Source organism: Nocardioides bruguierae (assembly GCF_023656415.1).
Classification (GTDB): domain Bacteria; phylum Actinomycetota; class Actinomycetes; order Propionibacteriales; family Nocardioidaceae; genus Nocardioides; species Nocardioides bruguierae.
Genome location: NZ_JAMOIL010000005.1, coordinates 1 through 14,010, shown reverse-complemented (window position 1 = coordinate 14,010; position 14,010 = coordinate 1). Strand labels below are relative to the sequence as shown.

Below are 14,010 nucleotides of genomic sequence, written 5' to 3'. Positions count from 1 at the left end.
GTCGACCCGGGACGTCATACATCTGAGGGAGTGCGCCTCCGCTCCGTATGACGTCCCGATGGCCGCGGGGTGGACGTCATGCATCTGAGGGGGACTGCCTCCGCTCCGTATGACGTCCGCCCGCGCCCCTCGCCCCACCCACCACCGACGGGGTGCGGGGGAGCGGGGGACGGGTGGGTAGATTGGCTGCCATGACCGCAGTCAGCCTCGGAATGCCGTCGGCACCGCCGCCGACGCTGGCCCCCCGCCGCCAGACCCGCCAGATCCAGGTCGGGAAGGTCGGGGTCGGCTCGGACCACCCGATCTCGGTGCAGTCGATGACGACGACGCTCACCTCCGACATCAACTCCACGCTCCAGCAGATCGCCGAGCTCACGGCGTCCGGCTGCGACATCGTGCGCGTCGCGTGCCCGAGCCAGGACGACGCGGACGCGCTGCCCGCCATCGCGGCCAAGTCGCAGATCCCGGTGATCGCGGACATCCACTTCCAGCCGAAGTACGTCTTCGCGGCGATCGAGGCCGGCTGCGCGGCCGTCCGGGTCAACCCCGGCAACATCCGCAAGTTCGACGACCAGGTCAAGGAGATCGCCCAGGCGGCGAAGGACCACGGCACGTCGATCCGGATCGGCGTCAACGCCGGCTCGCTCGACAAGCGGATCATGGACAAGTACGGCAAGGCCACGCCCGAGGCGCTGGTGGAGAGCGCGAAGTGGGAGGCCAGCCTCTTCGAGGAGCACGGCTTCCGGGACTTCAAGATCTCGGTCAAGCACAACGACCCGGTCGTCATGGTGCGCGCCTACGAGCTGCTCGCGGCCGAGGGCGACTGGCCGCTGCACCTCGGCGTCACCGAGGCCGGCCCGGCGTTCCAGGGCACCATCAAGTCCGCCACCGCGTTCGGCGCGCTGCTCTCCCAGGGCATCGGCGACACCATCCGCGTCTCGCTCTCCGCGCCGCCGGTCGAGGAGGTGAAGGTGGGCCTGCAGATCCTGGAGTCGCTCAACCTGCGCCCCCGCCGCCTCGAGATCGTGTCGTGCCCCTCCTGCGGTCGCGCCCAGGTCGACGTCTACAAGCTCGCCGAGGAGGTCACCGCCGGCCTCGAGGGCATGGAGGTGCCCCTGCGCGTCGCCGTCATGGGCTGCGTCGTCAACGGCCCGGGCGAGGCCCGCGAGGCCGACCTCGGCGTCGCCTCCGGCAACGGCAAGGGCCAGATCTTCGTCAAGGGCGAGGTCATCAAGACCGTGCCCGAGTCGCAGATCGTGGAGACCCTCATCGAGGAGGCCATGCGCATCGCCGAGGGCATGGAGTCCGTCGACGGTGCCAGCGCCGACGTCACCGTCGGCTGACGTCAGGGCGGCGCCATCACCGGCGCCGGCAGGGCTCGGACGAGGCGGGCCGACCGCACCGGTCCGGCCGTCACGGGGTGAGACCCGGGGAGGTCGGGGAGCACGTAGGGTGAGTCCGTGCTGACCACCCGCCACGGGGTCCGACCGCTCGGGCCCGCCGACCTGGACGAGTTCCTCGACCTCGTCGGTCAGGACCCGGTGGTCAACGTCTTCGCCGAGTACCGCGCCCGCACGACCAACCTCGAGCCCCGCTGGCTCGGCGGGGAGGTCTGGGGCCGGTTCGCGGACGGCTCGCTCGTCGCCGCCTGCCACGTGGGCGCGAACCTGGTGCCGATCCAGGCGACCCCGGACGACGCCCGTGCCTTCGCGCAGCGCGCCGCCGGCCGGTCGCGCACGGTCTCCACGATCGTCGGGCCGCACGAGGCCGTCGACCCGTTCTGGCGGGCGGTCGGCCACGCGTGGGGCCGCCCGCGCGAGCTGCGCTGGATGCAGCCGCACCTGGAGATCGGCTCCGCGCCGCTGGTCGAGCCCGACCCCGGCGTCCGTCGCACGACCCGACACGACATGGACCTGCTGTACCCGGCCTGCGTGGCCATGTACACCGAGGAGGTCGGCGTCTCCCCGGAGGCCGGCGGCGGCTCGGACATGTACCGCGCCCGCGTCGCCCAGCTCGTGGGGCGCGGCTGGTCGTTCGCCAAGTTCGAGGGCGGCCGGCTGGTCTTCAAGGCCGAGGTCGCCTGCGCGTCCGCGACGGCCGCGCAGGTCCAGGGCGTCTGGGTCGACCCGCAGCGCCGTGGCGAGGGCCTCGCCACCCGCGGCATGGCCGCGGTCGTCGACCTCGTCCGTCGGGACGTGGCACCGACCGTCAGCCTGTACGTCAACGAGTGGAACGCGCCCGCCCGCAAGGCCTACGAGCGGGTCGGGTTCCGTGAGACCCGCCGTTTCTCCACCGTGATGTTCTGATCGGTTACCGGCGAGTAAGGTCGGAGGCATGGCACTCAGTCGCTCCTCCGCCGTCGTCGCTGCCGCCTTCGCCGTGAGCGGGTACGTCCACCTCAAGCACCCCGAGGTCTTCGAGCCCGTGATGCCGTCGTGGCTGCCCAAGCACCGCGAGCTCATCCTGGCCAGCGGCGTCGCGGAGATCGCGTGCGCCGCGGGCATGGCCGTGCCGGCCACCCGGAAGCCGGCCGCCCTGGCCAGCACCGCGCTGCTCGTGGCCGTCTATCCGGCGAACGTCAAGATGGCCAAGGACTCCGTGGCCCGGGGCAGCCGCGGCGACCGTCGCCTCCAGGTGGCGACCGTGCTGCGGCTGCCCATGCAGTGGCCCATGATCCGCTCGACCTGGCGCACCTTCCGCGGCCTGGACGGCTGAGCAACGCCCGGTTGGAACAGCCGGCGGCTGCTCAGGACGCGGCCGTCGGCTCCAGGTCGCTCGCACGCGCGCACGACGCGCCGTGGCACCGCACCGTGGCGGCCTTGCGTCGTCCGTCGACGTCGGCCACGAACGTGCGGTCGCCCTCCCAGCCGAGGGTCCAGATCCAGCCGTACCCGACGTCGTAGGTCAGCAGGTGGCGCCCACGGCCGGTCCGCAGGTCGACCTCGGTCGGGCCCATCCCGTCCGAGAGGATGTGGACCGTCAGGAGGCGGCTGCCGTCCGGGCTGAACGACTCCACGCGCTCCTGGCAGGAGCGCCAGCGGGTCCGCGCGAGGTCGTCGAGGGGCCGGACGACGCTGCACCCGTCCAGGTAGGGGTCACCGGTGAAGGTGGCCACCCGACCGGCCTCGAAGCTGACCCGGTAGGCGATCTCGTCGAGCAGCGTGGTGACCCGTCGTCCCTCGCGCCAGCGCCACAGGAGCGTGCGCTCGCCCGACCAGTCCGCCAGCAGGACGCGGGTGCGGTCGGCGCCGGTGACGCTGGGCAGCCCGTCGACGGAGCGCCGGGCGAGACGGTCGCCGGTGCGGGTCGCGAACATGGTCAGCTGCGTCGCCCCCTTCCTCGTGCGTTCCCGCAGGAGGGCGCTGCCGCCCTCGACGAGGCGCAGGGTGCCGGGCTGCACGTCCTCCAGCAGGAGGCGTCGTCGCCCGTCCGCGTCCACGCGCAGGGTGCGCCAGGTGCCGTCGCGGCGGGTGGCGACGACCGCGAGCGTGTCCTCGCCGTCACCGGCGTGCCCGACGAGGACCCGCTGGTCCCCGACCAGCCGCACCCGCTGCCCGCCGATGACGAGGAACCTGCCGTCGAGGTGCGGCAGGCGCTGGTCCACGCCGCGCTCGAGCTGCTGCGGGCGGACGTCCACGACCGGGACGCCGCGTGCGTCAGCGGCCGACGCGGAGGGGAGCCCCGCGGCGCCGGCGAGCGGCGCGGCGAGCAGGGCGGTGACGAGGGCTCCCAGGCCGCGGCGCAGGCGCGGGGCAGTGAGCAGGGTGGCGAGCGGTGAGTGGTGCACGGCGGTCCTCCGAGCGGGGTTCATGCCTCCGGTGACGGAGCCCGAGGTGCCGGGCTCCCAGTGACAGGACGCCGCCGACGGGCAGGTGGTTGCAACCGAGGGTGGACCCGGGTCACCACGCGTGGCTGAGCATCAGCCGGTCGGCGCGCTCGCACCCGTCGACGGTGCAACGGACCGCCGAGCGCGCCTCGATGCCGGAGACGTCCAGGACGAACGTGTCGTCCGACTCCCACCACACGGAGTGGATCCAGCCGTAGCCCAGGTCGAAGTCGGCCAGCGGGGTGCCGTGGTCGTCGTGCAGCCGCAGCTCGCGGGGCTCCCCGTCCACGTCGAAGTTCTTGGTCAGCACCAGCGCGCCGTCCGGTGAGACGTCGTAGATGCCGCGCTCGCACTCACGCCACAGCTCGACCTCGGGGTCGGTGAGCGGGCGGAGCACGAAGCAGCCGGGGAACGTGCCCGTGTCCTCCCGGGTGAGCACCCGGTCGGCGCTCCACCGGACCCAGGTGGGCTGCCCCGGCACCGGGACGTGCGCACGGACCGTGTCCCGCTCGATGTTCCAGATCCGGGTCCCCTCCGGGGTGCTGATCAGGTACCGCGACCCGTCGCCCGCGAGCACCCACGAGGACTCGGGGAAGAAGCGGGAGGCCACGCGCCTGCCGCCCGCGGTGGAGAAGACCTCGACGAGGTGGCGGTCGCGCCACCGGTCCCGGTGGACGACCCGCCACAGGGTGCTGCCGTCGTCCGAGAGCCGGAACCGCCACGGGCTGCCGACCAGCGGGAGGCGGGCGAAGCCCCCGTTCGGGTTGATCCGGTACTTGTCCCACACGCCGTGGGAGCGCACCGCGACCACCGCGACCTCACTGTGGTCGAGGGGTGCCGCGCCCACGAGGACGCGCGCCCGGCCCTCGAAGTGCAGGATGGTCCTGCCCATCGTGAACCGTCGCAGCTCGACGTGCGCGTCGGTGCGGTCGGGCCCGCGCTCGAGCCGCTCGGGCCGCAGGTCGTGGACGGGGATGCCGAGCGGCTCGTCGTCCCCGGCGACCGGCGACGGCAGCCCCACCAGGAGCGCCGTCGTCAGCACTGCCACCAGGCCCGCGGTCAGCAGCCGCGCCGGCCTCCCGGGCCCTGACGCTCGTCCTCGCACCACTCGTCCCACGTCTCCCCCTGACAGGCCGGCACCTCCGGTGTCGAGCGAGACTGCCAGCGGGCGTGCGGGCGCGACAGGCCTGCCCCGACGCCCGCCGCACCTGGGACGGGTAACCGAGTGGGAACGAGCCCGACCCGGGCCGTAGTCTCAGCGCCATGATCATGCGCATGTCCAGCCTGTTCCTGCGGACCCTCCGGGAGGACCCGGCGGACGCGGAGGTGCCGAGCCACAAGCTGCTCGTGCGCGCCGGCTACGTCCGCCGTGCGGCGCCGGGCATCTACACGTGGCTCCCGCTGGGCCTGAAGGTGCTGCGCAAGGTCGAGGCGATCGTCCGCGAGGAGATGGACGCCATCGGCGCCCAGGAGCTGACGTTCCCCGCGCTGCTGCCCCGCGAGCCCTACGAGGCCACGAACCGCTGGACGGAGTACGGCGACTCGCTCTTCCGCGTCGTCGACCGCAAGGGCGCCGACTACCTGCTCGGGCCCACGCACGAGGAGATGTTCACCCTCACCGTCAAGGACCTGTACTCCTCGTACAAGGACCTGCCGCTCTCGATCTACCAGATCCAGAACAAGTACCGCGACGAGGCGCGCCCCCGCGCCGGCATCCTGCGCGGCCGCGAGTTCGTCATGAAGGACTCCTACTCCTTCGACGTCGACGACGCCGGCCTCGAGGCCAGCTACCAGGCGCACCGCGACGCCTACGTGCGGATCTTCGACCGGCTCGGCTTCGACTACGCGATCGTCAAGGCGACCTCGGGCGCCATGGGTGGCTCGCGCTCGGAGGAGTTCCTGGCCAAGGCGGACGTCGGCGAGGACACCTACGTGCGCAGCCCCGGCGGGTACGCGGCGAACGTGGAGGCCGTCACCACGCTGGCCCCCGAGCCCGTGCCCTTCGACGACGCGCCCGCCGCGCACGCCGAGGACACCCCCGACACCCCGACCATCGCCACGCTGGTCGACCACCTCAACGCGGCCCACCCGCGCGAGGACCGTCCCTGGGCGGCCGGCGACACGCTCAAGAACGTGCTGCTCATGCTCAAGCACCCGGACGGCACCAAGGAGCCGCTGGCCATCGGCCTGCCGGGCGACCGCGAGGTCGACCAGAAGCGGCTCGAGGGCCAGCTGGAGCCCATCGAGGTCGAGCCCATGACGGACGAGGAGCTCAAGGAGTTCCCCGCCCTGGTCAAGGGCTACATCGGCCCCGCCTACGACGGCAGGACGATCCTGGGCGAGGAGTCCGAGTCGGGCATCCGCTACCTCGTCGACCCGCGCGTGGTCGAGGGCACCCGCTGGGTCACCGGCGCCAACAGCCCCGGCCAGCACGTCCTGGACCTGGTGGCCGGCCGCGACTTCACCGCCGACGGCACCATCGAGGCCGCCGAGGTCAAGGCCGGCGACCCCGCCCCCGACGGCTCCGGCCCGCTGGAGCTGGCCCGCGGCATCGAGATGGGCCACGTCTTCCAGCTCGGCCGCAAGTACGCCGAGGCGCTCGACCTCAAGGTGCTCGACGAGAACGGCAAGCTCGTCACCGTCACGATGGGCTCCTACGGCATCGGCGTCAGCCGCGCTGTCGGCGCCATCGCCGAGGGCACCCTGGACGAGATCGGTCTGTGCTGGCCCCGCCACGTCGCCCCCGCCGACGTCCACCTGGTCGCCGCCGGCAAGGACGAGGCGATCTTCGCCGCGGCCGACCGGATCGCCACCGAGCTGTCCCAGGCCGGCGTCGAGGTCCTCTACGACGACCGCACCGGCAAGATCAGCCCCGGTGTGAAGTTCAAGGACGCCGAGCTCATCGGCGTCCCGACGATCGTCGTGGTGGGCAAGAACCTGGCCACCGACGGCACCGTCGAGGTCCGCGACCGGAAGTCCGGCGAGAAGCAGGCGCTCGCGGCCGACCACGTGGTCGCCCACCTGGTCGACCTGGTGCGCACCGCCTGATGGACCCCGTCGGCACGGTCACCGCCTGCAGGAGCAGACTGTGACCGTGCCGACACCTGTCACGTCCCGGATCACCTGTCCCCGGCTCGCAGGCCGCACCGCCACGGCCGAGGAGGCCGCGGCACTGATCCGCCCCGGCGACAACGTCGGCATCTCCGGCTTCACCGGTGCCGGCTACCCCAAGGCCGTGCCCTCCGCGCTGGCCGCCCGGATGCACGCAGCCCGGGAGGCGGGGGAGGAGTTCCGGGTGGGCCTGTGGTCGGGGGCGTCCACCGCGCCCGAGGCCGACGGAGTGCTGGCCGAGGCGCACGGGATCTCCAAGCGGCTGCCCTACAACTCCGACCCGACCCTGCGCCGCGAGATCAACGCCGGCGAGGTCGAGTACGTCGACGCCCACCTCTCGCACTCGGCCCAGCACATGTGGTTCGGCTTCTACGGCCACCTCGACGTGGCGGTCGTCGAGGTCGCGGCGGTGCTGCCGAACGGGCTGCTGGTGCCGTCCTCCTCGGTGGGCAACAACAAGACGTGGCTCGACCAGGCGGACAAGGTGATCCTCGAGGTCAACCACTGGCAGCCCCGCGACCTCGAGGGCTTCCACGACGTCTACTACGGGACCCGCCTGCCCCCGTTCCGCGCGCCCCTGCAGCTCACGCACCCGATGCAGCGCATTGGCGACCCCTACCTGCGCGTCGACCCCGACAAGGTCGTCGCCGTCGTCGAGACCGACGCCCCGGACCGCAACAGCCCGCTCTCGGTGCCCGGCGATGACGACCGCGCCATGGCCGAGCACCTGGTGGACTTCCTGCGCCACGAGGTCCGCGCCGGCCGCATGCCGGCCACCCTGCTGCCGCTGCAGTCCGGCGTCGGCAACGTGGCGAACGCGGTGATGGCCGGGCTGGCGGACAGCGAGTTCGAGAACCTGACCTCGTTCACCGAGGTCATCCAGGACGGCCTGCTCGACCTGCTCGACTCCGGCACCCTCACCGGCGTCTCGGCCACCTCGTTCGGGCTCTCGCCGACCGGGGTGCAGCGGTTCATGAGCGACGTCGGCGCCTACAAGGGCCGCATCCTGCTGCGCAGCGAGGAGATCTCCAACCACCCCGAGCTCGTGCGCCGGCTCGGCGTCATCGCGATCAACGGGATGATCGAGGCGGACGTCTACGGCAACGTGAACTCCACGCACGTGATGGGCTCGAGCATCATGAACGGCATCGGCGGCTCCGGCGACTTCGCCCGCAACGCCTACCTGAACTTCTTCGTCAGCCCCTCCACGGCCAAGGGCGGCGCCATCTCCTCGATCGTGCCGTTCGCCAGCCACGTCGACCACACCGAGCACGACGTGCACGTGCTGGTCACCGAGCAGGGCCTGGCCGACCTGCGCGGCCTCTCGCCCTCGGCCCGCGCCGACGTGGTGATCGAGAGGTGCGCCCACCCCGACTTCCGCGACCAGCTGCGCGACTACGTCGGTCGCGCCCGTCGCGAGCGGCCCACGGCCCGGCACACGCCGCACCTGCTCGACGAGGCGCTCTCCTGGCACCAGCGCTACCTCGACACCGGTTCCATGCTCGACACCGGTTCCATGCTCGACGGGGGCTCCCTGCTCGAGGGCGGTCGCGCATGAGCGCGACCGGCGGCGGCATCGAGGCCGTCGTCTTCGACTGGGGCGGCACCCTCACGGCCTGGCACGACGTGGACTTCCACGCCGAGTCGCTGGCGCTGGCGCAGGCGGTGCGTCACGTCCACGGCCACGACGACGGGACGCCGGCGGCGCTGGCCGCCCACGCCGACGCGGCCGCCCGCCTGCACGCCGCCGGGCCCATCGTGTGGGGCCGCACCCGCGACGAGCAGCGCGCCGCCACGGTGGCCGACCTCTTCGACGAGGCCGGCCTCGACCACGACCCGGCACTGCTCGCGGCCTACCAGGAGTTCTGGGAGCCGCACACGCTGACCGATCCCGACGTCGGCCCGCTGTGGTCATGGCTGCGGGAGCAGGGCATCAAGGTCGGCGTCCTGTCCAACACCCTGTGGCCGCGGGAGTGGCACCGCGGCTTCTTCGCGCGCGACGGCGTCCTCGACCTGCTCGACGGCGACGTCTACTCCAGCGAGCTGACCTGGACCAAGCCCGACCCCCGGGCCTTCGCAGCCGCCCTCGACGCGGTCGGCGCCACCGACCCGGCCCGCTGCGTCTACGTGGGGGACCGGCTGTTCGACGACGTCTGGGGCGCCCAGAACGCCGGCCTGCGTGCCGTGCACGTGCCCCACAGCCGCATCCCGGCCGAGCAGGTCGGCCACACCGAGGGCACACCGGACGCGGTGGCGCACTCGCTCGCCGACCTGCGCGACATCGTCGCCGACTGGTCGTGACCGCCCGCCGACTCAGAACAGGTCGAGCACCTCGAGCAGGGACGCGACCTCGCCGGGGCGAGGCGGCTGGCCCCGGGTGATCCGCACCGCGTCGATGCCGACCTCCCGCGCGCCCTCGCAGTAGCCGGCCTGGTCGTCGACGAGCAGGGCGTCGCCGGCAGGCACGTCGAGCGCCGTCAGGGCCGCACGGTAGATGCCGGCGTCCGGCTTGGCGCTGCCCACCTCGCACGAGAGGACGACGGCGTCGACCAGGTCGTCCAGGCCGGTGGCCTCGAGGAGCGTGCGCGCGTTCGGTGCGCAGTTGCTCACGAGCGCGGTGCGCACGCCTCGTTGTCGCAGCGCGGTCAGGAAGGGCACGGTGTCGTGGTGCACGACGGCGTGCTCCACGAGCAGAGCCGCGTCCCGGACGACGAGGCCGGATGCCTGCGCCACGTCCCTGCCCGCTCCGGCGAGCACGGCCTCGAAGAGGTGGAGCGGCGCGAGACGCCCCGTCATCAGGTCCCCGGCGCGGGGGAGGAGCACTGTGAGCAGGTCCTCCACGCCCAGCCCGCAGGACGCGACGAGCGACCGCGCGCAGTGCTCGAGGTCGACCGTGAGCACCGTGCCGAAGACGTCGACGAGCGCCGCGCGGGAGGTCACGGACGAGACGCTACGTGACACCGGACCGCCAGATCTCCCGTCTCGTCCGGGATGGTTGGACGGAATTTCTGCAGGTTCCTGCAGGGGAAGAAGATGCACCAGGCATACCGCACTTTTGGCGGACGTCGTCCTGCACGCTGCTCCCCACGGTCGCGCTGGGCGACCACAGGACTCGGACAGGCATGCCACAGGAGGCATGCGTCCGCGGAGAAGAAGACGAGGCCCTGGACCATGCCCCACCTGCCCGCCCGCACCCGGATCGCGCGCCTCGCGACCGGTGCCGCGCTCTCCCTCACCGCCGCCGCGCTCACCAGCAGCATGCTGGCCGCGCCGGCCCAGGCCGCCGTCCCCGCGGCGACCGGTGCCTCCGCCTCGTCCGAGGCCTGCATCGAGGGTGCCGCCGACGGCACCGAGGCCGCGCGCGGCTCGCACACCGGCGTCGACCACCGTGAGATCAGCGCCGCCGAGCAGGCCCGCATCGAGAGCCGCTTCACCAAGCAGCTGAAGGCCGCGCGCAAGACGCAGGACCTCACCGCCGCCGCCGCGGCCACCGCCTCGGGCGACATCCCGGTCTACGTCCACGTCATGCGGGACAGCAAGGGCAACGGGGACGTCACCGACGCGCAGATCGCCGCGCAGATCGACGTCCTCAACGGCTCCTACGGCGGCCAGAAGTCCGCGAGCGCCACGGACACCGGGTTCACCTTCACCCTCGCCGGCATCGACCGCTACGACAACACGCGCTGGCACCAGGACAAGCAGTCCTCGACCTACCGCAAGCAGACCCGCCAGGGCGGGGCGAACGCGCTCAACATGTGGCTCGTCGACTTCGACTATCTCGGCATCGCCACCTTCCCGTGGGACTACGCCCGCAACGGTGCGATCGACGGCATCCGGGTCCACTTCGACTCGCTGCCCGGCGGCTCCAGCGCGAACTACAGCGAGGGCGAGACGGCCACCCACGAGGCCGGCCACTGGCTCGGGCTCTACCACACGTTCCAGGGCGGCTGCACGACCACCAACGACGAGGTCGAGGACACCCCGGCCCAGTCCAGCTCGACCACCGGCTGCCCCGAGGGGCGCGACTCCTGCTCGCTGCCCGGCACCGACCCGATCCACAACTTCATGGACTACTCCTACGACTCCTGCTACCTGGAGTTCACCGCCGGTCAGTCGACCCGCATGAGCCAGATGTGGACCGCCTACCGGGCGTGACGCACTGATGCCCCCTCGGGGCCCGGCCGGTGCACGGTCCTGCAACGCAGGAACCTGAGGCACCGTCCGGGGTTCCCCTCGGCAGGAGAGGGGGCAGGAGAGCGACGACCGCGGTCGTCGGCCGGGAGGATCTCGGGCCCTCCCGGCCGACACCGCGGTCTCGTGCGTCCGGAGGCGTCCCGCGACGCGGGGGCGCTCAGGCCAGCAGGCCCGTGGGGCGGGCGCCGGCCGCCGGGCCGATGACGAGCGACGTCACGGAGGCGTCCGCCACGACTCCCGCCGCCCAGCGGCGCAGGCTCCCGGTGGTCACGGCCGTCAGGTACCCGTAGGCCTCGGCGGTCGCCGACTCCAGGTCGCGGGCCGCGGTCCGCACCCGGGCGGGGGTCCGCAGGGACGGCAGGTCGTAGGCCGCGGCGGAGCCGACGGGGTCCACGTCGAGGCTCCGCAGGGCGTCCTCGAGGTCGTCGCGGCGGTCGCGGTGCGCGGCCGAGGCGGCCTGGAGCGCCAGGTACTGGGTGGGCTGCGTGCTCACCGAGGTCGCGGCGCCCAGCGAGGCCAGGACCCAGATGGCGGCGTGCTCGGCGGCCAGGGCGGCCTGGAGCGCGTCGACCCCGTCCTGGGCGAGGAGGTCGTCCGCGGCGGTACCGGTCAGGTCCGGCACGGCGGCCGACGACGGCACCGAGGCCGGCCCGCCGAGAGGATCGAGGACGGCGGCCTGCGAGAGCCCCGCGGCGAGCCCGGCCAGCAGGCGGGCCAGGGCGCCGCTGTCGGCAGCGGTCGCCAGCGCGAGCAGGTCGCGCTGCGCGGACGCCTCCTGCCGCCGCAGCCGCCCGAGGCTGCGCCGGCCCGCGGGGGCGTCCGGGGTGGTCGCCGGGGTCGTCGCCGGTGTCTCCTCGGACGAGAGGCGCGCGACCTGGGCGTCGTGCAGGCGCACGAGGCGCCGGGCGGCCGCCCGGTCGGCGGACGGCAGGGTGCCGAGCGTGGCACGGCCTGCGGACGCGAGCCCGCTCAGCAGCGTCGTCGCCTCGGCCACGCGCTCGACGTCCGCGTCCCTCCCCGCGGTGATGCCCCCGGCCGAGGACGTCGTGGTCGGGCTCGCCGTGCCGCCGGCGGTCCGGTTGCTGCCGGGCAGGGTGCCGCACGAGGTGAGGGCGGCCGCGCCGGCCAGTCCCACGCCGAGGCGGGCGGCCGCGGCGAGCAGGGACCGTCGGTCGAGCAGGGGAGCGGGCACGCGGGGAGGGTACCCGCGGTCGCGGACCCGCCCGCCGTCGGCGGCGACGTGGCAGGCCGCGCAAAGCGCGTTAGTCTGATGCCGCACGCGGGGCCGGCTCGAGCCGGCCGCCGCACGCAGTACCGCCCCACAAGAGAACACCGGAGGTCGCACGGTCGTGAGCAACCGTCAGGACACCACCAGGGACAGGGTGGAGGCCGCGATCACCGGGCCTCTGTCGGACCTGGGGCTGGACGTGGAGGCCGTGGAGCTGAGCCCGGCCGGTAAGCGCCGCCTGCTGCGCGTCGCCGTCGACACCGACGGCGGGCTGACCCTGGACGACGTCGCCGACGCCACCCGCGCCATCTCCGCGGTGCTGGACGACGAGGCGAGCACCGTCATGGGGGAGCAGCCCTACACGCTGGAGGTCACCTCGCGCGGGGTGGACCGTCCGCTGACCCTGCCGCGCCACTGGCGCCGCAACGTCGGACGCCTGGTGAAGGTCGTCCTCGCCGACGGCACGACGGTCACCGGTCGGCTCACCGGCAGCGACGACGCCGGTGCCGAGCTGGAGGTCTCCGGCAGCGCCCGCACCGTCGCGTTCGACGAGGTGACCAAGGCCCTCGTCCAGATCGAGTTCAACCGCACGGAGGAGGACGCCTGATGGACATCGACATGAGCATCCTGCGCACGCTGGAGCGGGAGAAGGAGATCCCGCTCGACGTGCTCGTGGAGGCGATCGAGCAGGCGCTGCTGACCGCCTACCAGAAGTCGCCCGGTGCCTACGAGCAGGCCCGCGTCGAGCTGGACCGCAAGACCGGGCACGTCAGCGTCCTCGCGGCCGAGCTGGACGACGACGACAACAAGATCGGCGAGTTCGACGACACCCCGGCCGGCTTCGGCCGGATCGCCGCGACGACCGCGAAGCAGATCATGCTCCAGCGGCTGCGCGACGCCGAGGACGACATCAAGTTCGGTGAGTTCTCCGGCAAGGAGGGCGACATCGTCTCCGGCATCATCCAGCAGGGCCGCAACCCCGACGACGTGCTCGTCGACCTGGGTCGGCTCGAGGCGCTGCTCCCGGTCGGCGAGCGGGTGCCGGGGGAGGCCTACCGCCACGGCGACCGGATCAAGTGCCTCGTCGTCAGCGTCCGCAAGGGCATGCGCGGCCCGCAGGTGACGCTGTCGCGCTCGCACCCGAACCTGGTGAAGAAGCTCTTCGCGCTCGAGGTGCCGGAGATCGCCGACGGCACCGTCGAGATCGCCGCCATCGCCCGCGAGGCCGGCCACCGCACGAAGATCGCGGTCGGCAGCACCGTCTCGGGCGTCAACCCCAAGGGCGCCTGCATCGGCCCCATGGGGCAGCGCGTGCGGAACGTGATGTCCGAGCTCGGCGGGGAGAAGATCGACATCGTCGACCACTCCGAGGACCCCGCGGTCTTCGTGGCCAGCGCGCTGTCCCCGGCGCGCGTCTCCTCGGTGGAGGTCGTCGACGCCGCGACCCGCTCGGCCCGGGTGGTCGTGCCCGACTTCCAGCTCTCCCTGGCGATCGGCAAGGAGGGCCAGAACGCCCGCCTCGCCGCCCGCCTCACCGGCTGGCGCATCGACATCCGCTCCGACGAGAGCCCGGCGGAGTAACCCACCGAGCGACGAGCACCGAGCAACGAGCACCGAGCAGCGCGGCGCCCGGACCTCCCACGGGAGGGCC

The 14,010-nt window shown here is 73.1% G+C and carries 13 protein-coding genes; 9 read left to right on the top strand and 4 right to left on the bottom strand.

Features of this window, described 5'->3' with window-relative positions; genetic code table 11:
• The first annotated feature begins 191 nt into the window (after positions 1–191).
• The 3 genes from ispG (at position 192) to M8330_RS04765 (ending at position 2,715) form a co-directional block, all read left to right on the top strand.
• Positions 192–1,343 carry a flavodoxin-dependent (E)-4-hydroxy-3-methylbut-2-enyl-diphosphate synthase gene (gene ispG / locus M8330_RS04775; RefSeq protein WP_250056578.1) on the top strand — a complete coding sequence of 384 codons (1,152 nt, stop codon included), beginning with the start codon at positions 192–194 and terminating at the stop codon, positions 1,341–1,343.
• A 117-nt stretch (positions 1,344–1,460) separates the two neighbouring features.
• Positions 1,461–2,306, top strand: a complete 846-nt coding sequence (locus M8330_RS04770; RefSeq protein ID WP_250056577.1) for a GNAT family N-acetyltransferase — start codon at positions 1,461–1,463, stop codon at positions 2,304–2,306.
• A gap of 28 nt (positions 2,307–2,334) precedes the next feature.
• Positions 2,335–2,715 (top strand): DoxX family protein, encoded by a 381-nt coding sequence (locus M8330_RS04765; RefSeq protein ID WP_250056574.1) that lies wholly within the window; start codon positions 2,335–2,337, stop codon positions 2,713–2,715.
• Between the two features lie 31 nt (positions 2,716–2,746).
• On the opposite strand, the gene M8330_RS04760 is transcribed toward M8330_RS04765, so the two are convergent.
• Both M8330_RS04760 and M8330_RS04755 read right to left on the bottom strand, forming a co-directional pair.
• Positions 2,747–3,787 carry a hypothetical protein gene (locus tag M8330_RS04760; protein ID WP_250056572.1) on the bottom strand — a complete coding sequence of 347 codons (1,041 nt, stop codon included), beginning with the start codon at positions 3,785–3,787 and terminating at the stop codon, positions 2,747–2,749.
• Positions 3,788–3,899: 112 nt separating this feature from the next.
• Positions 3,900–4,874 carry a YncE family protein gene (locus tag M8330_RS04755; protein ID WP_250826408.1) on the bottom strand — a complete coding sequence of 325 codons (975 nt, stop codon included), beginning with the start codon at positions 4,872–4,874 and terminating at the stop codon, positions 3,900–3,902.
• Between the two features lie 215 nt (positions 4,875–5,089).
• On the opposite strand from M8330_RS04755, the gene M8330_RS04750 reads away from it, so the two are divergent.
• Genes M8330_RS04750 through M8330_RS04740 form a run of 3 tightly spaced genes read left to right on the top strand, consistent with a single transcriptional unit; the run spans position 5,090 to position 9,238 of the window.
• Positions 5,090–6,874 carry a proline--tRNA ligase gene (locus M8330_RS04750; RefSeq protein WP_250826407.1) on the top strand — a complete coding sequence of 595 codons (1,785 nt, stop codon included), beginning with the start codon at positions 5,090–5,092 and terminating at the stop codon, positions 6,872–6,874.
• A 46-nt stretch (positions 6,875–6,920) separates the two neighbouring features.
• Complete coding sequence (scpC, locus tag M8330_RS04745) at positions 6,921–8,495, top strand: succinyl-CoA:acetate CoA-transferase ScpC (RefSeq protein ID WP_250826406.1); 1,575 nt, start codon at positions 6,921–6,923, stop codon at positions 8,493–8,495.
• On the top strand, positions 8,492–9,238 hold the full coding sequence (locus tag M8330_RS04740) for an HAD family hydrolase (RefSeq protein WP_250826405.1): 747 nt from the start codon (positions 8,492–8,494) through the stop codon (positions 9,236–9,238). Before scpC ends, M8330_RS04740 begins: the two co-directional genes overlap by 4 nt.
• A gap of 12 nt (positions 9,239–9,250) precedes the next feature.
• On the opposite strand, the gene M8330_RS04735 is transcribed toward M8330_RS04740, so the two are convergent.
• A complete protein-coding gene (locus M8330_RS04735; protein ID WP_250826404.1) occupies positions 9,251–9,877 on the bottom strand; it encodes an HAD family hydrolase in 627 nt (208 codons plus the stop codon).
• A gap of 231 nt (positions 9,878–10,108) precedes the next feature.
• Here M8330_RS04735 and M8330_RS04730 point away from each other — a divergent pair, with 231 nt between their 5' ends.
• Positions 10,109–11,092, top strand: coding sequence for a zinc metalloprotease (locus tag M8330_RS04730; RefSeq protein WP_250826403.1), 984 nt, complete (start codon positions 10,109–10,111; stop codon positions 11,090–11,092).
• A gap of 196 nt (positions 11,093–11,288) precedes the next feature.
• Here the strand turns inward: M8330_RS04730 and M8330_RS04725 are convergent, their stop codons facing one another.
• Complete coding sequence (locus tag M8330_RS04725; protein WP_250826402.1) at positions 11,289–12,323, bottom strand: DUF4439 domain-containing protein; 1,035 nt, start codon at positions 12,321–12,323, stop codon at positions 11,289–11,291.
• Positions 12,324–12,480: 157 nt separating this feature from the next.
• Between M8330_RS04725 and rimP the strand changes: the two genes are divergently transcribed.
• Positions 12,481–12,966 (top strand): ribosome maturation factor RimP, encoded by a 486-nt coding sequence (gene rimP, locus M8330_RS04720; protein WP_250056559.1) that lies wholly within the window; start codon positions 12,481–12,483, stop codon positions 12,964–12,966.
• Entirely contained in the window at positions 12,966–13,940 is a 975-nt protein-coding gene (nusA, locus tag M8330_RS04715) for a transcription termination factor NusA (protein ID WP_250826401.1), read from the top strand. The genes rimP and nusA overlap by 1 nt, the downstream gene beginning before the upstream one ends.
• Positions 13,941–14,010 lie beyond the last annotated feature (70 nt).

Excerpts from the sequence above, each read along its gene's own strand:
- ispG (WP_250056578.1), top strand. The coding sequence starts at position 192 with ATGACCGCAGTCAGCCTCGGAATGCCGTCGGCACCGCCGCCGACGCTG.
- M8330_RS04765 (WP_250056574.1), top strand. The coding sequence starts at position 2,335 with ATGGCACTCAGTCGCTCCTCCGCCGTCGTCGCTGCCGCCTTCGCCGTG.
- M8330_RS04750 (WP_250826407.1), top strand. The coding sequence starts at position 5,090 with ATGATCATGCGCATGTCCAGCCTGTTCCTGCGGACCCTCCGGGAGGAC.
- M8330_RS04740 (WP_250826405.1), top strand. The coding sequence starts at position 8,492 with ATGAGCGCGACCGGCGGCGGCATCGAGGCCGTCGTCTTCGACTGGGGC.
- M8330_RS04730 (WP_250826403.1), top strand. The coding sequence starts at position 10,109 with ATGCCCCACCTGCCCGCCCGCACCCGGATCGCGCGCCTCGCGACCGGT.
- nusA (WP_250826401.1), top strand. The coding sequence starts at position 12,966 with ATGGACATCGACATGAGCATCCTGCGCACGCTGGAGCGGGAGAAGGAG.